The organism is Insolitispirillum peregrinum (genome assembly GCF_900156605.1).
Classification (GTDB): Bacteria; Pseudomonadota; Alphaproteobacteria; order Rhodospirillales; family Rhodospirillaceae; genus Insolitispirillum; species Insolitispirillum peregrinum.
Map to the genome: position 1 here is coordinate 434,863 of NZ_FTOA01000004.1, position 22,137 is coordinate 456,999.

The 22,137-nt window shown below is 63.0% G+C and carries 13 protein-coding genes; 8 read left to right on the forward strand and 5 right to left on the reverse strand.

Features of this window, described 5'->3' with window-relative positions:
* Positions 1-339: 339 nt before the first annotated feature.
* The 3 genes from mutS to BW995_RS12975 all read left to right on the forward strand — a co-directional run bounded on the left by mutS (position 340) and on the right by BW995_RS12975 (position 6,483).
* Positions 340-3,006, forward strand: a complete 2,667-nt coding sequence (gene mutS, locus BW995_RS12965) for a DNA mismatch repair protein MutS (RefSeq protein WP_076400938.1) — start codon at positions 340-342, stop codon at positions 3,004-3,006.
* 213 nt (positions 3,007-3,219) lie between these two features.
* Positions 3,220-3,744 carry a hypothetical protein gene (locus BW995_RS12970; protein ID WP_076400814.1) on the forward strand — a complete coding sequence of 175 codons (525 nt, stop codon included), beginning with the start codon at positions 3,220-3,222 and terminating at the stop codon, positions 3,742-3,744.
* 669 nt (positions 3,745-4,413) lie between these two features.
* Positions 4,414-6,483, forward strand: coding sequence for a methyl-accepting chemotaxis protein (locus tag BW995_RS12975; protein WP_076400815.1), 2,070 nt, complete (start codon positions 4,414-4,416; stop codon positions 6,481-6,483).
* Between the two features lie 269 nt (positions 6,484-6,752).
* Here BW995_RS12975 and BW995_RS12980 read toward each other — a convergent pair whose 3' ends face one another.
* The 5 genes from BW995_RS12980 to BW995_RS13000 form a co-directional block, all read right to left on the reverse strand.
* Entirely contained in the window at positions 6,753-10,274 is a 3,522-nt protein-coding gene (locus BW995_RS12980) for a PAS domain S-box protein (protein ID WP_175617068.1), read from the reverse strand.
* A 116-nt stretch (positions 10,275-10,390) separates the two neighbouring features.
* A complete protein-coding gene (locus tag BW995_RS12985; RefSeq protein WP_245821457.1) occupies positions 10,391-11,746 on the reverse strand; it encodes a sensor histidine kinase in 1,356 nt (451 codons plus the stop codon).
* A gap of 261 nt (positions 11,747-12,007) precedes the next feature.
* Positions 12,008-15,394 carry a PAS domain S-box protein gene (locus BW995_RS12990; RefSeq protein ID WP_076400818.1) on the reverse strand — a complete coding sequence of 1,129 codons (3,387 nt, stop codon included), beginning with the start codon at positions 15,392-15,394 and terminating at the stop codon, positions 12,008-12,010.
* Between the two features lie 224 nt (positions 15,395-15,618).
* Positions 15,619-16,152 (reverse strand): inorganic diphosphatase, encoded by a 534-nt coding sequence (gene ppa / locus BW995_RS12995; protein WP_076400819.1) that lies wholly within the window; start codon positions 16,150-16,152, stop codon positions 15,619-15,621.
* A 294-nt stretch (positions 16,153-16,446) separates the two neighbouring features.
* Positions 16,447-17,760, reverse strand: a complete 1,314-nt coding sequence (locus tag BW995_RS13000; protein WP_084194822.1) for a penicillin-binding protein activator — start codon at positions 17,758-17,760, stop codon at positions 16,447-16,449.
* Positions 17,761-17,831: 71 nt separating this feature from the next.
* Between BW995_RS13000 and rsmI the strand changes: the two genes are divergently transcribed.
* The 5 genes from rsmI to gshB all read left to right on the forward strand — a co-directional run bounded on the left by rsmI (position 17,832) and on the right by gshB (position 21,886).
* Complete coding sequence (gene rsmI, locus BW995_RS13005) at positions 17,832-18,785, forward strand: 16S rRNA (cytidine(1402)-2'-O)-methyltransferase (protein ID WP_084194823.1); 954 nt, start codon at positions 17,832-17,834, stop codon at positions 18,783-18,785.
* A complete protein-coding gene (locus BW995_RS13010) occupies positions 18,782-19,210 on the forward strand; it encodes a YraN family protein (protein WP_076400820.1) in 429 nt (142 codons plus the stop codon). The genes rsmI and BW995_RS13010 overlap by 4 nt, the downstream gene beginning before the upstream one ends.
* A 51-nt stretch (positions 19,211-19,261) precedes the next feature.
* Entirely contained in the window at positions 19,262-19,984 is a 723-nt protein-coding gene (locus BW995_RS13015; RefSeq protein ID WP_076400821.1) for a BON domain-containing protein, read from the forward strand.
* A gap of 2 nt (positions 19,985-19,986) precedes the next feature.
* On the forward strand, positions 19,987-20,847 hold the full coding sequence (locus BW995_RS13020) for a SirB1 family protein (protein WP_245821438.1): 861 nt from the start codon (positions 19,987-19,989) through the stop codon (positions 20,845-20,847).
* An 82-nt stretch (positions 20,848-20,929) separates the two neighbouring features.
* Positions 20,930-21,886, forward strand: a complete 957-nt coding sequence (gene gshB / locus BW995_RS13025) for a glutathione synthase (RefSeq protein ID WP_076400822.1) — start codon at positions 20,930-20,932, stop codon at positions 21,884-21,886.
* Positions 21,887-22,137: the final 251 nt, after the last annotated feature.

Below are 22,137 nucleotides of genomic sequence, written 5' to 3' on the forward strand. Positions count from 1 at the left end.
GAGAAAATCATCAGCGCATCCACAGGACGGAGTGGGGGGCAACAGCGGGCCACATGGGGCAGCATGCAGCGAGGGGGAGACATTCTGCCCCACCCACACCCGGATGCCTAGAGCGTTTTTCGTTCTCCCTGCGGCGGATGCGGCAATGGAGCGGGAAGGGTTCTGTCCTGTCTGTTTTGTGCTATTTTCCGCCCCCATCCCCTGCCCATACCGTGGAGTCTCGCGTTGAACCGCCGTCCCGCAGCCTTTTCCGCCCCTGTCCTGACCCGCGCCGCCGCTGATGGCGTGCTGGAAGGTGACGTGCTCGACGCGCCGGTTCTGCCCGAAGGCGTAACCCCGATGATGGGGCAGTACCTGACCATCAAGGCCGACCACCCCGACGCCCTGCTGTTTTACCGGATGGGGGATTTTTACGAGCTGTTCTTTGACGATGCGGTCAAGGCCGCCGAGGCGCTGGACATTGCCCTGACCAAGCGCGGCAAGCATCTGGGCGAAGACATTCCGATGTGCGGCGTGCCGGTCCACGCCCACGAAGCCTACCTCGCCAAGCTGATCCGCAAGGGCTTCAAGGTGGCGGTCTGCGAGCAGATGGAAGACCCCGCCGAAGCCAAAAAGCGCGGGGCCAAGTCGGTGGTGCGGCGCGAGACGGTGCGGATCATCACCCCCGGCACGCTGACCGAAGACTCGCTGCTCGACGCCCGCCGCCACAACTATCTGGCTGCCGTCGCCGACATTGGCAGCGGCAACGAGCTGGGGCTGGCGTGGGTGGATGTCTCGACCGGGGATTTCATGGTCCAGCCGGTTCCCGACAGCCTGCTGGCGGCGGCTCTGGCCCGACTGATGCCCGGCGAAGTGCTGGTACCCGACCGCCTGCTGCAAAAACCATCACTGTTCGAAGTGTTCAACGACTGGCGCGACCACCTGTCGCCGTTGCCGTCGGTGCGCTTTGACTCGACCAACGCCCGCAAGCGGCTGGAGGCGGTGCATGGCGTCAAGGCGCTGGACGGACTGGGCAACTTCAGCCGCCCGGAAATCGCCGCCGCCGGGGCGTTGCTCGATTACATCGAACTGACCCAGAAGGGCAAGCTGCCGCGCCTGTCGCCGCTGCGCCGTCTGGCCGCCGGGGCGGTGATGGAAATCGACTCGGCCACCCGCCGCAATCTGGAACTGCTGGAAACCCTGACCGGCGAACGGCGCGGCTCGTTGCTGTCGGTGATCGACCGCACCCGCACCGGGGCCGGGGCGCGCCTGCTGACCACCTGGCTGGCCGCGCCGCTGACCGACCCGGCACGCATTGGCGCCCGGCTGGATGCGGTCGAGGCCCTGCGCAGCGATGACGGTCAGCGCGAAGCGATCCGCGAGGCGTTGAAACGCTGCCCCGACATCGAACGCGCCCTGTCGCGCCTGTCGCTGGACCGTGGCGGGCCGCGCGATCTGGCGGCGATCCGTGACGGGCTGGCCGAAGTCCCGCTGTTGCGGCTGACCCTCCACCGCATCGCTGCCGGGCAACCCCCGGCCCTGCTGGCCGCCACCGCCGAAGCGCTGGGGCAGCATCAGGCGCTGGTGGACAAGCTGGCCCGCGCCCTGTCGCCCGACCTGCCGATGCTGTCGCGCGACGGCGGCTTCATCGCCACCGGCTTTCATCCGGCGCTCGACGAGCTGAAAGCCCTGTCCGGCGAGTCCAAGCGGCTGATTGCCGCCCTGCAGAGCCGCTATGTCACCGACACCGGCATCGACTCGCTGAAAATCAAGCACAACAACGTCATCGGCTATCACATCGAGGTTCCGGCCAAAAAGGCCGACCCGCTGATGGTCAAGGGCGGCCCCTACATCCATCGCCAGACGATGGCCAACGCGGTGCGCTTTACCACCGTCGAGCTGTCGGAACTGGAAGACAAGCAGCGCGGTGCCGCCGACAAGGCGCTGGCGATCGAACTGGAGCTGTTCAAGGGGCTGTGTCAGGACATTCTGGGGCAGGCCAGTGACATCGCCCGCGCCGCACAGGCGCTGGCACGGCTGGACGTGCTGGCCGCACTGGCCGAACTGGCGCTGGAGGGCCGGTACTGCCGCCCGCAGATCACCAGCGGACACGATTTCCGGATTACACAGGGCCGCCATCCGGTGGTCGAAGCCGCCCTTGCCCGCAACAGCGAGGGGCCGTTTGTTGCCAACGACTGCGACCTGTCCGACGCCCAGCGCCTGTGGCTGATCACCGGCCCGAACATGGCCGGTAAATCGACCTTCCTGCGGCAGAATGCGGTGATCACCATTCTGGCCCAGATGGGCAGCTTTGTGCCCGCCGAACAGGTGGTGATCGGGGCGGTGGACCGGCTGTTTTCCCGTGTGGGGGCGGCGGATGATCTGGCCCGGGGGCGGTCAACCTTCATGGTCGAAATGGTCGAGACCGCCGCCATCCTCAATCAGGCCACCGACCGCTCGCTGGTGATTCTGGACGAAATCGGCCGTGGAACCGCCACCTACGACGGCCTGTCGATTGCCTGGGCCACCGTCGAGCACCTGCACGGCCTCAACCGCTGCCGCTCGCTGTTTGCCACCCACTATCACGAACTGACGGTGCTGGCCGACAGCCTGCCGTCGCTGGCCTGCCATTCGATGAAGGTCAAGGAATGGCAGGGCAAGATCATCTTCCTGCACGAAGTCGGCCCCGGCGCCGCTGACCGCAGTTACGGGATTCACGTTGCCCAGCTGGCCGGCCTGCCAGCGGCGGTGATTGCGCGGGCCGAGCAGGTTCTGGCCGCTCTGGAAAAGGGTCAGAAGGGCCACACCCCGGTCAAACATCTGGAAGAACTGCCGTTGTTTGCCGCCGCCGCCCAGCGGATGCCGCTGGTCCCCGACAGCCCCCCCGCTGGCACGGCGCCCGTCCCCCCCACCGTCCCGGCGTCCTGTGCCGCCACCGACGCCCTGAAGGCGGTCAACCCCGACGACCTAAGCCCCCGGCAGGCCCTTGAGGAACTTTATCGCCTCAAAGCACTTTTGGATGACTAAAACACAATAGTCTCATGCACCTATAAGAACTACGCCAAACAGCATAGGGTCACATCCAGTATTTGATCTTCAACCTCAAGGAATGATATCACTGCACTCGGTGCGCCGTAGGGAGACGATGCACCGGGAGCAGACCTGGGACCGGGAAACGGTCGGAGAGCCACAGCAGCACGCGAGTCCGTGCACGGTGCTCCGATCACAGGAGGGGATACCGTGACGCCACAAAGCCTGAGCACCTATCGTGCTGCATTTACTGCGTTTTATGAGTCACTGGTCGAGGTCCACCCCGAGGTTTTTTCCCAAACAGGCCTACGACGGATCGGTTCGACCTTTCGGGTGCCCGGCGCAGGCGGCCTTGATGCCCAGACCTTTTACATGCGCCATGTCCTGGAAATGGTCTTTGGTGACGAAGGCGTGGTGCGCGACCTTATCAGCCTGGCCCGTTCAGCCTATCGCGGCATCGAGCCCCCCAGTGAAGCCATCGAAAACATCAGCCGGGTCAAAGGGCTGCACGAAGTCCTCTATCGGGCCACCGAAGCCGCCAGCGCCCTGACCGGGCGGATTGGCGACTGGAAAGAAGGTACTGACCTGTTCGCCAATATCCTGACCAACACCGATTGCGCCCTGCAAATGGCCGGGATTTACGACCATACCGCTGAACGGCGTCAGCATGGCGGATCGGCCAACAGCCAGACCGGCACCCTCGACCAGAGCGCCATCGACGCCCTGTTTTCCTGAAGCATGTTCGGGGCAGATGACTTCATCTGCGACCGCAATCTACAGCAGTCAGGAAACAAGGACGTGGAGCGCTGCTCCACACCTCGCTGGGGCCAGTCGGCCCCAGACCCCATTCCTTTGATCATAAAAGAAAAAATGGGAGTCCGGGGGCGTCGTCCCCCGGGCAGGCGCGGACAACAGTCCGCTATACTCTTTCAACTGTCGTGGACTGTGATCTGTGGCAAGACACCTGATATATATGGATCGGTCTATATATTGTAGAGAGGGCGGGAACCGTTCCAGATAAACCTGACACACTCTTCCCGCTCGCCGGAGTACTTGCGGTTACAAACGCCCCGGTCCACACAAGAATCGGGGGGTTTCGTAGGCATGATACGGACACCTGACAGAGACCATTGTGTCTGTATGGACATGAATACCCTTCATGTCATCAGGGCAATACGTCACCACCATCCCTCTTAAGTTACATTGCATAAGTATGAAATAAATATTGCAAAACAGGGCATTAACCACACATTGACACCCTGCGTGCATCCTTTCTCCCATAGCTGCCACTCTTCTGTACGCCCCACCTCGGCCTTTTGGCAGCATGGCGTGCGCGGCGGTGCAAAATTATGCTCTAATATGACATCAGACCTTCCCTACCGGCCGATGGAGGAAAGCTCCCCAATGACGACCATTCGCCGCCAAATCCTTATTCCCATGCTCACGATCGTCGTCCTGTCCCTGGCTGCGGTGATCTGGTTTGCCTCGCAAACCCTGAGCACCCAGGCAGAACAGCGGGCCGATGAGACCCTGCAGGCCAAAGCGGCCGAGGCATCTGCCATCCTTGACCGCCTGCTGACCGAAGCCATTACCCAGGCCTCCAGCAATGCCTATTCCGCCTCGGCCCTGCTGGCCGCCAACAGCGGCCCCTTTGACCGGGCCGGTTATGCCCAGACCCTGCTACAGCAATTGCCCCACCGCGAGGGCTTTTCCGGCCTGTATGTCGGCCTCGATCCGAATGCCGACGGGCAGGATGCCAAATATGCCAATACTCCCTATGGCGATGCTCAGGGTCGCTATCTGATCTATGCGTCCCGTGGGGCCAACAACGCCATTGCCCTTTCGGTTGAACCGCTGACCGGTGCCGAAGCCGAAAAGGGCTGGTATGATCGCCCGATCAAGGAAAAGCAGACCATCATCACCCCGCCCTATCTGTACGAAATTCAGGGGAAACCAGTGATGATGGCCACCATTTCGTCCCCCATTCAGGGCAAAAACCAAAATTTTGTCGGGGTTGCAACCGCCGACCTGTCTCTGGCCGCCCTGACCGAGCGCGTCAAGGCCCTGAAGGTGTATGACAGTGGCCACGCCTATGTCATCGCCCATGACGACACCTGGGTTGCCACCCCGGACAGTGCCGACCGTGGCAAGCCGGTCAGTGATCCGGCCCTGCAGGCCCTGATCAAACAGGCCCGCCAAAGCGGCTCGGTGATCCAGCCCTTGCAAGACAGGAAAAGCGGGCAGGAGATGCTGGTCACCGCTCAGGCTGTTTCCCTGCCCGGTGTCAAGGAAACCTGGATTACGCTGGTGATGGCCCCGGCCAGCGAAGTGATGGCCGAAGCCAACCGCACCAAAACCATTTTGCTGGTGGTCGGGCTGCTGGCCGTTGTGGCCGGTGTCGCCCTGTCGGTGTGGATCGGTGGGCGCATTTCCGCCCAGATGCAGACCATGACCTCGTGCATGACCGCGCTGGCCGATGGTCAGACCTCGGTGCAGATTCCGCAGGTCGAAAAGCCGGTCGAGCTGAAGGCGATGAGCACCGCCCTGTCAATTTTCCAGAACAACATGGACAGCAACCGGCGCATGGCGGCGGAACAGCAGGTTGCCCAGCAAGCCCAGATCGAGCGGGCCGAGCGCATCCGGGCGATGACCGCCAGCTTTGACCGTGAGGTTGGTCAGACGGTCAACGCCGTCGAAGCCACCGCCCAAAAGCTGGAGGAAACGGCGCAGGCGATGACCTCGGTGGCGCAGGCCACCTCTGATCAGGCCTATCAGGTGGTTGGCGCGGCGGAACAGTCACAAGCCAACGTGGAAACCGTCGCCGCCGCCGCCGAAGAGCTGTCGGCCTCGATCCATGAAATCAGCCGCCACGTTCAGGCATCGTCGCAGATTGCCCGCGAGGCGGTCAGCATTGCCGAACATTCCAAAACACTGGTTCACAGTCTGGCCGAGTCTTCGGTCAAGATCAGTGAAGTGGTGCAATTGATCAACGACGTCGCCAACCAGACCAACCTGCTGGCGCTGAATGCCACCATCGAAGCCGCCCGCGCCGGGGAGGCCGGGAAAGGCTTTGCGGTGGTCGCCAACGAGGTGAAAAACCTCGCCAGCCAGACCAGCCGGGCCACCGATGAAATCGCCCACCAGATCACCGCGGTACAGGGAGCCACCCGCAACGCCGTTGAGGCCAATCAGGAAATCGTCAACGTCATCGCCCGCATTGACGAGGTCGCCACCACCATCGCCAGCGCCGTCGAAGAACAGGGCGCTGCCACCAACGAAATCGCCCGCAACATCCAGCAGGCCGCCAGCTCGACCTCGGAGGTCACCAGCCATATCGGTCAGATGCGGCAAGGCGCCGAACGCACCGGGACGGCAGCCAGCGGTCTACTGGCCGAGGCCGAACAGATGGCCGAACGGGCAGAAATGCTGCGCACCGAGGTGGATACCTTCCTGCGCGATATCTCTCAGGCCTAGAGCATTGTGCGAAAAGTGGGAACCGGTTTTCGCAACAACAATGCGACAGAACAAAAGGTTAGAGCAGCGTGCCTGCGTCCGGTTTAACGCACGCTGTTCTAGACCAGCGTGCGTTAGAGCATTTTCAGGTTGACCGTCTCCGGTCAACGGCTCGGAAAATGCGGCACTCAAAACGGAGAGCGTTTTCGCTCAGTGTGAAAACGCCCTAAACCTGACGCCACAGGACACAACGATAAGGGAACAAGGACGCGGCCACGTCCTTGTTCTCCCTACAGGCTCTGACGGGGCAACGGGCGGAACGGGTTGGCCATCCTGACCGGGAATTCCATATAAATCCGTGTTCCGACCCCCTTGGTGCTCTCGATATCCAGCCGCCCGCCGTGGGCTTCCATCAGTTTGATCGAGATCGGCAACCCCAGTCCGGTTCCCTGTGTCTGACGGGCAAAGGCACTTTGCACCTGCCCAAACAGGCTGCGGGCAATCACCACCTCTTCTTCACTCATGCCGATGCCTTCGTCTTCGACCACCAGCACCAGCCCGTTCTCCCCCCGCGACTGCCACCAGATGCGCACGTCCTTACCCGGCTCGGTGAACTTGACGGCATTGGACAGCAGGTTGATCAGGACCTGTTTGATCCGCAGTTCATCTCCCCACAGCATCGGCGGCGGCGGTGTCAGGTCCAGACGCAGGTGCACCCCGCGGGCCTCGGCACGGGGACGGACCATCCGCAGGGCGGCCTCCGCCACCAGGGTTACATCCAGCGGCTCGCGTTCCAGAATCAACTCCCCGGCCTCGATCTTTGACAGGTCGAGGATATCGCTGATGATCTGCAGCAGATGCCGCCCGGAGTCATGAATCCCTTCGGCATACTCGCGATACAGCGGATTGCCAACCGGCCCGAACATTTCCTGTGACAGGATTTCCGAAAACCCGATGATCGCATTCAGCGGCGTCCGCAGCTCATGGCTCATGTTGGCCAGAAACTCGGACTTGGCCCGGTCAGCCAGACGGGCTTCTTCCATCGCCTGACGCAAAACGGCTTCGCGGGCTTTCTGGCGGGTGATGTCAGCCCGCACCCCGACGGTTCCACCATCGGGGGTGCGGGTTTCCTTGATCAGAACCCAGCGGCCATCATGGAGCATTTCTTCCCGCCCGGCACCGGTTCCTCCTGAATGCAGGGCTTTCCGTTCCTCCAGCCAGGCGGCATTACCGCTCATCGGCGGGCCATACTGGCCACGCTCGATTGACGCCTGCGCCAGCACACTGAACGGGACGCCGGGTTTCAGCAAATCCCGGATGGTATCATAAATCTCGGCGAAGCGGTCGTTCCACGCCACCAGCCGGTCCTCGGCATCATACAGCACAAAGCCGTCATCCATTGCCTTGATGGCGTCGCGCAGTTGTGCTTCTGCCTTGAACGCCCGCTCTTCGGCTTCCTTGCGGGTCGAGATGTCCAGAACCTGCCCGATAAAATACAACGGCCAGCCGTTACGGTCGCGCAGCAAGACCAGCGACAGGTGCGTCCAGCGGATATCCCCCTCCACCGGCCCGGTAAAGCGGCATTCCTGATGAAAAACGTCGTCGCTGCCCGCCAGAGACGCCTTCATCCAGTCATCGACCGCCGAGACCTCTGTCGCGCACACTGTGTCAAACAGTGAACTTTTGAACAGCACCGCATCGGTCCGCCCCAGCGTCCGGCACAGCGATGGATTGACCCGCAACCAGCCGCCATCCAGACCAATCAGGGCCATCCCTGAAACGGCCTGATCAAAGACACTGCGGAATCGCCGCTCACTGTCGCGCAACTGGCGCTCGGCCACCACCCGTTCGGTGATATCGAGAATCGACAGCACGCACTGACTGGCATCCTCAGGATTTTGGGGTGCCCGCAGCGAGACCAGCAGGTTGCGCTTTTCGCCACCCTGCCACCACGTCACATCGACGCGGATCACCTGCTCGCCGTTCCATAGCGCCAGAATCACCGGCCGCAACAGACGGCGCAGATGGTCAAGAATCGGCGCCGACCAGTCCCACGTCAGATCATGCGGCAGAGCCAGCAGGGTCCATGCCGCCTGATTGATGGCATTGACCCGGACTGCACTGAACAGGCTGTCAACCACCGGCGTCAGGTCTTCGGTGCCATTGGCCCGCATGAGGGTGAACCGGTCGAACAAATGCACCAGATTCAGATCCCACAACCCGACATCAGAACTGTCAAAGATGGTCCGGTAGCGCCGGTTGCTGTCGGCCAGCGCCATCGCCGTCCGCTGTTCTTCAGTGACATCGGTACTGGAGCCGCGATAGCCGAGGAACGTGCCATCGGTGGCAAAGACCGGACGGCCAGACACCGAAATCAGGATCTTTTGCCCCGAGGGATGATGCATGCAGAAACGGAAATCACGGAACGGGCGGTGATGGATCAGGTCATCATGATGGCCTTCCCACACCTCGGGCTCTTCGGCCAGATTGAACAACGACGAGCAATGGCGCCCCAACAGCTGTTTCATGTCCAGCCCGTTGCGGTTGACCTCGTGCGACGAGATCCAGCTGAAACGGAAATCCGGCCCTATTTCCCAAAACCAGTCGTTGGCCGCTGCGGCAAAATCGAGCAAGCGATGCTCGGACGTCGCCACCTTTTCCTGTGCCGCCACAAAAGCCGACACGTCGTGCAGCACCGCTTCCAGATGGGTCACCCGCCCGCCATCATCCTTTTCAAACAGCACCGAGGCTTCAAACCAGCGGGAATCGCCGTCACGGGTTACCAGTCGCAGCACATGCCGGAACGGGCTGCCAGTGCGCGCATGGCCGCGATAATCGCTGGCAACCTCGTCGCGGTCGGCGGGATGCAGCAGGGTTAGCGGACTCACCGCCCCTTTCAGCAGCTCGTCCGTTGTCCAGCCCAGCAGGCGCTCGACGTTGTTGGTGACATACTCCACCGGCCAGCCGGGCGCATAGCGCAGCCGCAATCCCAGCACCGGACTGGCTTCGACCAGCCGCTCCAGCCGCTCGGCTTCAGCTTCATTCTGCTTGCGCCGGGTGATGTCGCGCCCCACCGACTGAAACGCGCACACGCGCCCGGACGGGTCAAAAATCGCCCGCCGCCGCCACCAGTAATGGCGGCGGATGCCCGACGCCACTTCATAGCTTTCCTCGCCATCCCGAATGGAGTCTTGCGGCGTAAAGCTGCCCAGGTGGCGGATGAAGTCCGCCGCATCCTGTGGCACCAGAAAATCGACCAGCCGCCGACCGATCAAGGCCCGTGGCGCGGCTCCCAGTGCCTGGGCGTAGGCGTCGTTGACAAAACGGATGGTGGTATCGGGATCAAAACGGCACACCATTTCGGTCTGCTCGTCAAAGGCCTCGCGGTACTTGTCCCGCGAATGCTTGATCTTGCAGGCCAGACACTTTTCATCGGTAATGTCTGTGGCAGTCAGGACATAAACGGACGAGTCCGGGCTTTGTTGCCACAGGGCCAGAGTCCACGACACATCAAGCACCACCGTATCGGCGCGGGTCAATGCCGCCACCCCCACCGTCGGCAAATCCATCGTCCGCGCAGCATCAAACAGGTCGAGCGGCGTCTCATCGCCATAGCGCACAAACAACAGATTGGGCCGCAAGCCTTCCAGCGCCGCATAACCGCTCAACGTCTCAAAGGCGGCGTTGCACGCCAGCAGACGCCCGTCCAGATCAAACAGGGCCGCAGGCACGGCAAGGGCATCCAGTGGCAGGGAAACGCCGGTCTGGGGCGCAGAGGCTGGCACGGGAGAGGGAGGGGGAGGCACGGACACGGATATCCCTTCCACGATCAAAGGCAGACAGTCATGCGACAAAGGCTCGCATACATATGGTGACATTCACAACACGGGTTGTCGTCGCCTGCTCCATCACACTACGGTCCTGTTGATCATGTGGGGTCGCGCAGGGTCAGATAGAAGGTTGCCCCCTCTCCCGGTTTCCCCGTCGCGGTCAGGCTGCCGTCATGCTGCTCTGCAATGGCGCGGGCAATGGTCAGCCCCATCCCCGAACCGCTCACTTCGCTGGCGGTATGCAAACGGTAAAAAGCCTGGAAAATTGCCTCGTCCTTGTCAGCCGGAAAGCCTTCGCCGTTGTCCTGCACGCTGATTTCCCAAGTCCCCAAACGACGGTGCGCCCGAATTTGAATGCGCAACGGGCGCCCGGGCGAACGGTACGACAGGGCATTTTTCAACAGGTGCTCGAACAGAAGGGCGATCTGGTCGCCATCGGCCTGAACCATCGGCAGCGGCTCGCACAGAATTTCGGCCCCGCTTTTGTCGATCATCGGCTTCAGCTTGGCCAGCACGCCATCGACCACCATCAGCAGATCGACCGAGGTCAGTGTCAAGGTCTGTGACCGGACTTCAAATGCCTGCAACACGCTGTCAAGGTGGCCATTGAGGGTGGCGGCCCCGTCACGGATAAAGCCGGCATACTCCTGCACATCCCGCACCACCGTTTCCGGCGCGGAGCCGGGACCATTCCCGCCGCCCAGCCCCCCCCCCAGCAAGGACTGCACCGAGCGTTCCAGCAACTGGGCATAGCTGCCCATCTGCCGTACCGGCTGCCGCAGGTCATGGGCAGCCGCAAAGGCAAATCGCTGGATTTCCATCTCGGAGCGGGTCAGTTCGCTGACCATCCGCTTCAGATGCTCTTCATTGTCCTTGATCAGTGACAGATCGGTGACCGCACCAGCCAGCACCACCCCCCCCTGTGGCGAGGAGCTGAACATCACTCCCCCGGTCACATGCAGCCACAGCCAGCGGCCATCCTTGTGGGAAAAGCGCATTTCCAGCTCGAAATGGCTCTGACGTCCGGCGACGGTTTCCAGCACGGCCACTTCATAGCGGGGCACATCGTGGGAATGGATCAGGCGCTTCCATTGTGCGTGCGGCAGGGGCACCAGCACCGGATAGCCGGTCAGGTCCTGCCAGCGACCACTGAACAGGATATCGCCGGTCCCGGTGTCATACTCCCACACCCCGTCATTGACGCTTTCCAGCAACGAACTCAACCGGCGGGCCGCCGCCAGTTCATTCTGCCGGGTGACGGCCATGCGGGCAAAGATCACCCATGCCAGCAGAAAGATCAGGGCGCTCGACAACAGGACAAAGATCAGTCCCTTGATGGTCTGGACCGTACTGCGCAATGCCGGGTCGTTGATCAGGTCCACCGCCCGGTCAGACAGTAAAATCCACAGGACCGACAGCAGGAAATAACTGCCCGCCAGCCCGATGGCGACCATCACCGGCGACGCTCCGCGCCGGGTGGACGCATGCGCGCGAGACCAGGAAAGACCGGTCTCTGCGTCCTTCACGCCTTTCAGCATATCCGCCACGAACGCTCAATCCTTGCTCAGAAGGCAGCCGGGGTAAACTACACCACACCTTTGCCCCACAAGACACTGTTAAAATGCAAGGAACAGTCCCCCAGAGCCAGACGCCGACTGTTTCATGGCAGATGCTTTCCGGCGCTTTCCGGAAGAATGGCCCGAAGAATGGCCCCCTCAGGACAACGGAGCATACCGCCGGACCAGATCAGCCAGCTCGGCGAGGCTGATCGGCTTTTTGATCACCGCCACCGTTACCTCCTGCAAGGCTGCGGCGGCCGTTTCCAGATGCCCCAGATGACCGGTCGCCACGATGACCGGCAAGTCGGGGACATGCTGATGAACCCGGGCGATCAATTCGTCTCCCCCACAGCGGGGCATGCGCAAATCGGTGATGATCAGATCGGGAGGATCATCCAGAAACAGCCCATAGGCCTGTTCCCCATCCTCGGCGGTGCTGACCCGATAGCCGAGACGGAGCAGATGGTCACGCACCAGCGAGGCCGCATAGGGTTCATCATCCACCACCATCACATGCGGGATCAGGGCGGAATAGTCCTCATCATCTTCGTGCTGACCACAGCCCCTCCCATCGGCCCGCTCCTCTGCCGTGCCGGTCGCCGCCCACCCCGGCGGGTGTCCATCCGGCAGGGGCGTCGGCAGGTCGGTGCCCGCAGGCAGCGCAAAACTGCGCGCCCCGACCTCTGGCGTGCCGGAAGGGCTGTCGGCGCTCAAGGGCAACCGGATGGTAAAGCAGGCCCCGCCCTCGCGGTTGGCGGCATCAATGGTTCCGCCCATCGCCGTAATCAGGCTGAAGCTGACCGACAGCCCCAGACCGGTCCCGGTGCCGACCTCCTTGGTGGTGTAAAACGGCTCGAAGATGCGATCAAGATGCTCGGGCGCGATGCCGCCGCCACTGTCCTGCACGGCAATCACCAGCCATTGCACCGGACTGGCGGCCTCGCTGCCATCCAGCCCGCCACTGTCCTGCCCCTCGCCATCGCATGACAGGGTCATGGTGATGGTCGCCCGCCAGTTCTGATCCTCCCCGACCTCGCCATAGCGGTGATGCTGGTCATCGGCCCGCAAGCGGGATCGCAGGGCATGACGGGCATTGGTCAGCAGGTTCAACAACACCTGTTCCAGATGAACCGTGCGCCCGCGCACCAGCAACACCTGATCGTCTGCCGTCTGGTCCACCACCTCCAGCTGGATGTCTTCGGCGCGCAATTGACTTTCCAGCATCGAAACCGATTGCTCGATTGCCTGCAGCGGGTCGAACAGTTCGACCTCATCGCTTTGCTTGCGCGAGAAGATGCGCATGTGGTCGATGATTTCGCCCATCCGGGCCGCCTGCCCCGAGATGATTTCCAGCGCCGCCCGGCCCGCCGGGTCCACATGCGACCCGTCCGGGCGATCCAGCATCGCCCCTTCCGCTGCCATGCGGATGACGTTCATCGGCTGGCTCAGTTCATGCGCCATGCCCGCCGCCATTTCCCCCAGAGTGGCCAGCTTGGCGGTCTGGATCAGTTGCCCCTGCACCACCTTGCTCTGGGTGATGTCGCGCAGGATGGTCTGGACCGCTGGCCGTCCGCCAAAGGCAATCGGTGACGATGAGACCTCGGCATCAAAGGATGACCCGTCCAGCCGTTGCAGCCGGACATCCAGTCGCTGATAGCTGATCGCCCCGTCCGCCGCCGCTTCACGCGGCTGGGGCAGGAACAGGGCGGTCAGATTCGGCAGCCGGTCCCCCGGCGGGCGATCCGGGTCGGGAACCACAAAGGCACTGATCGGATGCCCGACCAGTGCCGTGGCCTGATCGGCATGGGCCATCACCGTCGCCTGCTGGTTGGCAAACACGATGATGCCGTCCACATGAACCAGAATCGCATCCAGACTCATCTCTGCCACCGACCGATAGCGTTCCTCGCTTTCGGCCAGCGCCTGTTCGGCCTGTTTGCGGGCGGTGATGTTTTGCACCACCGCCACGAACACCGGCGGCTTTTCTTCTTCCATGTACTGGATGCGGGCTTCGACCGGATAGCACGAGCCGTCCTTGCGCTGGAACACCGACTCATAGACCGCCACTTCGGCAGGGTACAGGCGCAACCGTCCCAGCCTGTTTTCCAGACTGGTGCGTGTTTCGGTCGACAGGATATCCAGCGCGGTCATCTCGGCCAGCTCGTCCATCGCATAGCCCAGATTGTGCCGGGCTCCGCGGTTGGCCTGCAGGATGCGCAAGGCTCCGTCTTCGAACACCAGCACGTCGTTGGCCGACTGTTCGAGGATGCGGCCCAGATGCAGGATGGTCTGTTCGGCTTCGTACTGTACGGTAATGTCGGCACCCGTACCCCGGAAACCCTGAAAACGGGCCCGTTCATCAAAGATCGGCGTCCCGTTCAGCGAGACCACCCGCCGTTTGTTGTTCGGCAGCCGAAAGGTATAGGTGAAATCACGGAACGGCTTCATGCCGGAAATCAGCGCGCGATGGTGCTGCCACTTTTCATCATCGGCAGGCAGGTCCGACATGTCCCAGCGGAATCGCCCGATCACCAGCGAGCGGTCGATGCCCATGATGCGGGTGAAGCCCTCGGAAATATAGGTAACCCGTGCGTTTTCGTCGCATTCCCACAGCCAGTCAGAGGCGGATTCGGCAAATTCGCGAAACCGGGCCTCGCTCTGTTTCAGGCGCAGCGTGCGTTCGGCAATGGTGTTTTCCATTGCGTCCTGCACCCGGCCGAGATGGGCCTCGCTTTCCTGCAAGGTCGCCATGGTCACCACACTGCGCCGCTGGCAGTCGACGGCAAACCGCCCCAGACGATGCAGCAGGAACAGCAGTCCGCCATAGAGCCCCAGCAACCCGGCTGCCGTCAGCAGGTACAGGCGCGGCATTTCGGCCTCCAGCTGCTCCATCGGGGCCTGCAGATCGACATACAGTTCCAGATCCGCCACGCTTTCCTCCCCCTCGGGCATGGCCAGCGGGGTGAAAACACGATAGGCGGCAGTGCTGCTCAGCGTCCGCCCGGCCAGCACAAAGGTCTTGCGCGCGCTGAAGCCGGGCTGCCCGGTGGTGCGGATACCCTCTGTCAGTTGCTGGGGAGGGGGGGACAGCGCAGACGGCGGTTTGGTGATCATCACCCCCTCGGTGATGGCGGTCAAACTGTCGTCGGTGGAAAAAATGATCTTTCCGTGGGGATCATACAGGGAAAGCTGCAACAGCGGCGTTGCTTCGGAGACCAGCCGCAAGCGGGCCTCCAGCCGACGCTGGACCTCCAGCGGCAGCACCGGGGTTTCGCTCAGCAGGCGCGGCAGGGTGACCTCCGCCGAGGTCAGCGAGCTTTCAACCGGCCAGGAGGCCAGCGACGCTGCCAGCGTCTCCGCCAGCCGCTGCGCCTGATCGGTCACCCGGTCGAGATTGGCGCGATACTGCATCCAGCTCAGCCCGCCACCACACAGGATGATCAGCAGCACCCCCAGAATCGCCAGCGGGCGAAAGGGGCGCACCACCAGACTGTCGGCGGCCACCGGCAGTGTTTCGGGCGGTGGGGTGGAAGAGGAAACCATCGCGAATGCTCATCCACAGGAAAGCCCCTTCCGGGACTGGGACAGAAAAGCCCCTCCCGGGGCTGGGACAGAAAAGCCCCTCCCGGGGCTGGGACAGAAAAGCCCCTCCCGGGGCTGGGAACGGTCTTTCAGAATGCCTGCAACCGGGCCAACTTCCCAAGAAAAAAGGACCACCCTTCAGTGCGAAGGGCAGTCCTTTTCCAGTCAATCAGCAGAACGCCGTCTTACTTCGCCGCGTTGGCGCGTTCGATGGCTTCGACGATGATCGCTTCGGCCTTGGCGGCATCGCCCCAGCCGGTGACCTTCACCCACTTGCCGGCTTCCAGATCCTTGTAGTGAGCAAAGAAATGCTCGATCTGCTTCAGCAGGGTTTCACGCACATCGGTGTAGTTGGTGATGTTGTCGTGGTACGGGTGCAGCTTGCTGTGCGGCACGGCGAGGATCTTTTCGTCGATGCCCGACTCGTCTTCCATGAACAGCACGCCGATCGGGCGCACGCGCATCACCGAGCCAACGGCCACCGGCATGTTGCCCAGAACCATCACATCAGCCGGATCACCGTCGCCAGACAGGGTGTGCGGGATGAAGCCGTAGTTGCACGGATAGTGCATGGCGGTGTGCAGGAAACGGTCGACGTACATGGCGCCGGACTCTTTGCACACTTCGTACTTCACCGGCTCGCTGCGCAGCGGGATCTCGATGATGACGTTGACGTCATGCGGAGCATCTTTGCCCACCGGAATCTTGCTGATGTCCATTTAAACAACCTCGTCCTTGAGATAGCGCCGCCCTCCCTATCGCCCGGAACCTCTGTGTTCCCGACAAGCGGCAGCAAAATGCGGGGTATCCTAGCGACGACTGCAACGGAATGCATCCGGGAAATGCGCTTTCCCCCACCAGAAAAGCGACAATCGGCCCTCATCAGGAACAGCCAACCCGTTCAGGTAGGCAACCCCCGGACAAAAGGCGCACAAAGAGCGCCTTTTCCCTGCCTGCACTCCCCACCGAAACGGGTGGGAAGAGAGGCCGAATCGCCATCATCCGGCCCCGACTCAGTTGACCGCCGGGACAAAGGTCGAAGACGCCGCCCCGATCTGGCGCGGGCCGCCCTGCTGGATTTCCATCACCGCCAGCCCGCGTTCGGACAGGCCGTTGGGCAGGAAACGGAACACCCCGTCAATCCCGGCAAAACCGTTCGGATTGCTGAGCACCTGATTGGTGTAGACTTTAGCCCCCGGCTGGCTCGGCTGACGGGCCAGAACGGCGGCCAGTGCCGCCGCATCATAGCCGAGGCTGGCAATGGTCGGCGCCGACTGGCCATAAAGCGACTGATAGCGGGCCGAGAAGCCCTGATGGGTTCCCGGCGACGGCGCCGGATACCATGCCCCGATCATCGCCGGGTCCTGCGTCACCTGTGGGTCATCCCACAGCATCGGCCCGACCAGCTTGACCCGCGCCCCGTTCAGGCCCTGATAGTTCAGCAGGGCCACCACGTCCTTCAGCTTGGCCCCGCTGTCGGGCACCATCAGCACGGTAAACGGCGTCTGCGAGCCGTTGCGCGCCGCCACCAGCCGCTGGACGGCCTCGCTCAACTGGGTCTGATCGGTCGGCGAATAGACCTCGCGCGCCACCAGTTGCGCGCTGTTCGGCTTTGTCCCGGCCTGCGCATTGACCGCCTCGATATAGGCGTTGCCCATCAGGCGGCCAAACGGGGTATCCGGGGTCAGCAGGGCAAAACGGGTCAGGTTGTGTTCCATCGCCGCCTCGACCATCCGCCGCGCCTGTTCGCGCAGCAAAAAGCCGATCACGTACACCCCCGGAGCCGCCACCGACGGATCGGTGGAGAAGGTGATCATCGGCACCTGCGCCTGCAGCGTCTGGGGCCGGATGGCACTGACATCGGGGGCAAACAACGGCCCCAGAATCAGTTCGGCCCCCTGCGCCAGTGCCTGCCCGACGGCCTGCTGGGCACCGTCCGGGGTGCCCTGGGTATCAAAGGGCAGCAGCGAGAACTGTTCGTTGGCCAGATCAAACACCGCCATCTGCGCCGCATTCAGCAGCGCCTGCCCGGTCGAGGCCGACGGACCGGACAGCGGCAGCAGCATCGCCACCCGCACCGGCCGGTTCTGCACCACCGGCTGGGCTGGCGCGGCCTGCTGTTTCGGGGCCGGGGCCTGCTGGGTCGTTGCTGGGGGCTTTGCGGTTGGCGGCGGGGATGATACCTGTGTGGTCTGGCAGGCGCTCAACAGGGCGGCTGCAACCACAATCGACAGCCCCCCCAGTCGCCAGCCCTTTGAACGCGTGGCCTGACGGCGCGGGGGCTGGTCGTGATGACAACCAGGGAACCCGCTCCGTGATGCCTTCATTTGGACCCCAGACTGATGATCCTGAGCTTGACGGCGCACAGCCTCTCTCCGACGGTGGTGCAGACAGTGATATGGACCCTCAGCCTAACGATAGCGGGCTGCCCTGTAAACCAGAGGGTCAGGAGACGTCTCTGGTCGGTCGCCGCTACCGGCTGGTTCCGGGCCTGCATGTGGTGGCCACGCCGATCGGAAATCTGGGCGACATCAGCGACCGCGCCCGCCAGACACTGGCCGGGGCCTCGGTGATTGCCTGCGAAGACACCCGCGTCACCGGCCTGTTGCTGCGCCATCTGGGCCTGTCGGTGCCGATGCTGCCCTATCACGAGCACAACGCCGACCGCATGCGCCCGCAACTGATCGAACGCATCCGCGCGGGCGAGGTGGTGGCGCTGGTCTCTGACGCCGGAACGCCGCTGATTTCCGACCCCGGTTTCAAACTGGTGCGCGAGGTGCGAGACTCCGGCCTGACAGTGGTGCCGGTACCGGGAGCCTCGGCCCTGCTGACCGCGCTGGTCAGTGCCGGTCTGCCGACCGACCGCTTCCTGTTCGCAGGCTTTCTGCCGCAAAAGGACAAGGCGCGGCAGGACACGCTGGAAGAGCTGCGCGCCATCCCGGCAACGCTGGTGTTTTACGAATCAACCCGCCGCCTGCCGGACAGTCTGGCGACCATGGTCGCCGTCCTCGGCCCCGAGCGCGAAGCCGCCGTCTGCCGCGAGCTGACCAAGCTGCACGAAGAAGTCCGCCGCGCCCCGCTGGGCGACCTGCTGGCGCACTATCAGGTCGCTGGCGCGCCAAAGGGTGAAGCGGTGGTGGTGATTGCCCCGCCGATCGCCGGTGCGGCACAGGAAACCTCGGCGGCCGACCTCGACAGCCTGCTGCGTGCCGCCCTCGGCACCCAGTCGGTGCGCGATGCCGCCGCCACCGTCGCCACCGCCACCGGCCTGAAAAAGCGTCAGGTCTATGCCCGTGCCCTTGAACTGGCGGCAAACCCCGACTCCACGTCCGACAGAGATTCCACGCCATGATCGAAACGCCTCCCACCGCCGACAGCAAGGGCCGCCGCGCCGAAAACGTCGCCGCCCTGACCCTGCGCTTTCTCGGCTGGCAGATCGAAGCTCGCCGCTTTACCAGCGGGCGCGGCAGCGGCGCCGGAGAGGTCGATCTGGTCGCCCGCAAGGGGCCGGTGCTGGCCTTTATCGAGGTCAAGGCCCGTCCGACCACCACCGAAGCCCTCGAAGCGGTCACCGCCGACCAGCGCCAGCGCATCGCCCGCGCTGCCGAGGGCTGGATCGCCAAACATCCGTCCGATGCCCAGGCGCAGATTCGCTTTGACGTGATCGCGGTTCCCGCCTCGGGACGGCCATTGCATCTGGCCGACGCCTGGCGTCCCGAGCCGGAAGACAGCGCCAAACCGCGCGAACGGTGGCGCGGTTTCGCTCAAAACACCTGACTGCATATCTGAAAAGCTGGAATCCGGTCCTGATATCCGTATGGTAGGGGCATGATCAGACTGTCGCGCATCTTTCGTCATTTTCTGTTCCCGGTCGGCTGCATGCTGGCCGGACTGGCATTGGCGGGATGCTCGCCGGTCGGGCTGGTGATTGGGGCCGGGGCGTCGGTGGCCAATACCGCCACCGAGGACCGGGGTCTTGACGGGGCCAGTTCCGACACCATGATCGACAGCACCGTGCGCGGGGCCCTTGGCCGGGCGGGCTATGGCTATTTCTCGGACGTCAACGTCACCGTGCGCGAACGCCGCGTTCTGCTGAGCGGCTTTGTCCGCAGCGAAAACGACCGCAAAAAACTGGTCGAAGCGGCCAGCAAAAGCGATGGCGTCGCTGAAGTGATTGACGCCCTGCGCGTCGGTCCGTCGCCCGAAATGTCGGACAGCGCCCGCGATAAATTGATCGAACAGGAAATTTCCGCCGGTCTGCTGTTTGACGGCAACGTCAAATCGAACAACTATATCGCCGAGTCCAGCCAGCGGGTGGTGTTCCTGATGGGGGTTGCCCAGTCGCAGGCCGAACTCAATCGCGTCATTGCCCGGGCGAGGAACACCGATTTCGTGCGGGCTGTCTTTTCCTTTGTCCTGATGAAGAACGACCCGAAACGTGTCGGGCCGAATGAAACGGTCACCTCGGTGACCATCACCCGTCCACAAGGTATCCCCGGCCCGCTGGTCCGCTCGGAGTCCGACTCGCCTGCTGCAAAGGAAAACCGCTGATCATGGCTGTTCCGGTTGCCCCGGTTTCCCTCGTCACGGCACCCCGTCTGGCTCTTGCCATGCTGGCCGATCAGCCCGACGACGCTGTTCCCCTTGCTCAGGCGGCCCTGTGGCTGGCCGCCCTTGACCATCCGGGCAAGGGACTGGACACCTATACTGATCACCTGCAGGCGCTGGTCGATGCCCTGCGGGACCGCCTGCAGGCCAGCCCTGCCGAGACGGCTGCCGACCGCGCCAGCGCCCTCAGTGCCGTTCTGGCCACCGACTGGGGCTATCAGGGGGATGTCGAGACCTATGAAGACCTGCAAAATGCCGACCTGATGCGGGTGATTGACCGGCGACGCGGCTTGCCGGTGTCGCTGGGCATCCTGTACCTGCATGTGGCCCGGGCGCAGGGCTGGGATGCCCACGGGCTGAACTTCCCCGGCCATTTCCTGATCCGGCTGGAAGGCGAAGCAGGCGACCGCGCCATCATCGACCCGTTCCACGGCGGCCCGGCCCTGAGTGTGGCCGACCTGCGGTCGCTGCTGAAGGCGATGACCGGTCAGGCCGCCGAACTGACCCCGGACATGTATGCGCCGCTGTCGAACCGGGCGGTGCTGATCCGCCTGCAAAGCAACATCAAGATGCGGCTGCTCGATGGCGGGATGCTGGATGCGGCAGGAGAAATCCTGCAACGGATGCTGCTGTTCGCCCCGCAGGATTACCGGCTGTGGCGGGAAAACGGCTTGCTGTACATGCGGCGGGGCAATCTGGAAAGCGCCCTCGACTCGCTGGAAACCTACCTGACCCTCGCCCCTGACGGCGACGACCGCACCCGCATCGCGCAGGTGATGGCCGAGTTGCGCCAGCGATTGCAGTGACCTATCTGTGCATTTCCAAGCGTTGCGGGCAGCGGAGTTCTCCGGCCCCTGACACACTCCAACGGGGAAGGAGCCCTGCGGCATGAGTCTGGCCATTGCCATCCAGATGGATCCGATCGAGACCATCAACATTCACGGCGATTCGACCTTTGCGATGGCACTGGAAGCCCAGCGCCGCGGCCATCGTCTGTGGCACTACCTGCCGCAGCATCTGGCCCTGCAGGATGGCAAGGTGATCGCCCGCGCCCGCGCCCTGACCCTCCGCCGTCAGGAAGGCGCGCACTACACACTGGGCGACTGGCAAGAGCTGGATCTGAGCCAGGTTGACGTGGTGCTGATGCGGCAGGACCCGCCGTTTGACATGGCCTATATCACCGCCACCCACATTCTGGACCACATCCACCCGAAGACGCTGGTGGTCAACAATCCGACCGAGGTCCGCAACGCCCCGGAAAAGCTGTTCGTCACCCACTTCCCCGGCCTGCTGCCGCCGACCCTGATCACCAGCGATGCCCAGCGCATCCGCGAGTTCCGCGCCGAGTACAAGGACATCATCGTCAAGCCGCTGTTTGGCAACGGCGGGGCCGGTGTGTTCCACATCAAGCCCGATGATGAAAACCTGAACTCGCTGATCGAGCTGTTCAGCCAGCAGTCGCGCGAACCGCTGATCGTCCAGCGCTACCTGCCCGAGGTCCGGCAGGGCGACAAGCGCATCATCCTGATCGACGGCGAACCGGCTGGTGCCATCAACCGCGTGCCCGCCGCAGGGGAAGCCCGCTCCAACATGCATGTCGGTGGCCGCCCGGAACAGTCGCGCCTGACCGACCGCGAGCTGGACATCTGCGCCACCATTGGCCCCGAGCTGAAAAAGCGGGGGCTGATCTTTGTCGGTATCGACGTGATCGGCGACTACCTGACGGAAATCAACGTCACCAGCCCGACCGGCCTGCAGGAAATCGGTCGCTTTGATGGCGTTTGCATCGAACAGCAGATCTGGGACGTCATCGAAAACAAGGTTACCGCCAAGGGCCTGCTGTAAACCAGCCGTTCTGCCCCCTGCCCCGTTAGAGCAAATCCCGAGCAGATGAGTCCATCTGCGACGACGCATTTGCTGGAAATACAAGATATTAGAGCATTTGAAGTGATCCAGAGAGAACGGAAAATGCTCTAGCCACCCGGCTCGCGGGCAGGGGAGCAGGGATTATGTTGGTGATCAGTCATGTTGATCATCAGACAGCTTGCATGTCTCGCCACATCACAGAATACTCTGGTATGTTGTGATGAGACGAC

Excerpts from the sequence above, each read along its gene's own strand:
- BW995_RS12990 (WP_076400818.1), bottom strand. The coding sequence starts at position 15,394 with ATGGTTTCCTCTTCCACCCCACCGCCCGAAACACTGCCGGTGGCCGCC.
- BW995_RS13010 (WP_076400820.1), top strand. The coding sequence starts at position 18,782 with ATGATCGAAACGCCTCCCACCGCCGACAGCAAGGGCCGCCGCGCCGAA.
- BW995_RS13020 (WP_245821438.1), top strand. The coding sequence starts at position 19,987 with ATGGCTGTTCCGGTTGCCCCGGTTTCCCTCGTCACGGCACCCCGTCTG.
- BW995_RS13000 (WP_084194822.1), bottom strand. The coding sequence starts at position 17,760 with ATGAAGGCATCACGGAGCGGGTTCCCTGGTTGTCATCACGACCAGCCC.
- gshB (WP_076400822.1), top strand. The coding sequence starts at position 20,930 with ATGAGTCTGGCCATTGCCATCCAGATGGATCCGATCGAGACCATCAAC.
- mutS (WP_076400938.1), top strand. The coding sequence starts at position 340 with ATGATGGGGCAGTACCTGACCATCAAGGCCGACCACCCCGACGCCCTG.
- BW995_RS12985 (WP_245821457.1), bottom strand. The coding sequence starts at position 11,746 with ATGGTCGCCATCGGGCTGGCGGGCAGTTATTTCCTGCTGTCGGTCCTG.
- ppa (WP_076400819.1), bottom strand. The coding sequence starts at position 16,152 with ATGGACATCAGCAAGATTCCGGTGGGCAAAGATGCTCCGCATGACGTC.
- BW995_RS12975 (WP_076400815.1), top strand. The coding sequence starts at position 4,414 with ATGACGACCATTCGCCGCCAAATCCTTATTCCCATGCTCACGATCGTC.
- rsmI (WP_084194823.1), top strand. The coding sequence starts at position 17,832 with ATGGACCCTCAGCCTAACGATAGCGGGCTGCCCTGTAAACCAGAGGGT.
- BW995_RS13015 (WP_076400821.1), top strand. The coding sequence starts at position 19,262 with ATGATCAGACTGTCGCGCATCTTTCGTCATTTTCTGTTCCCGGTCGGC.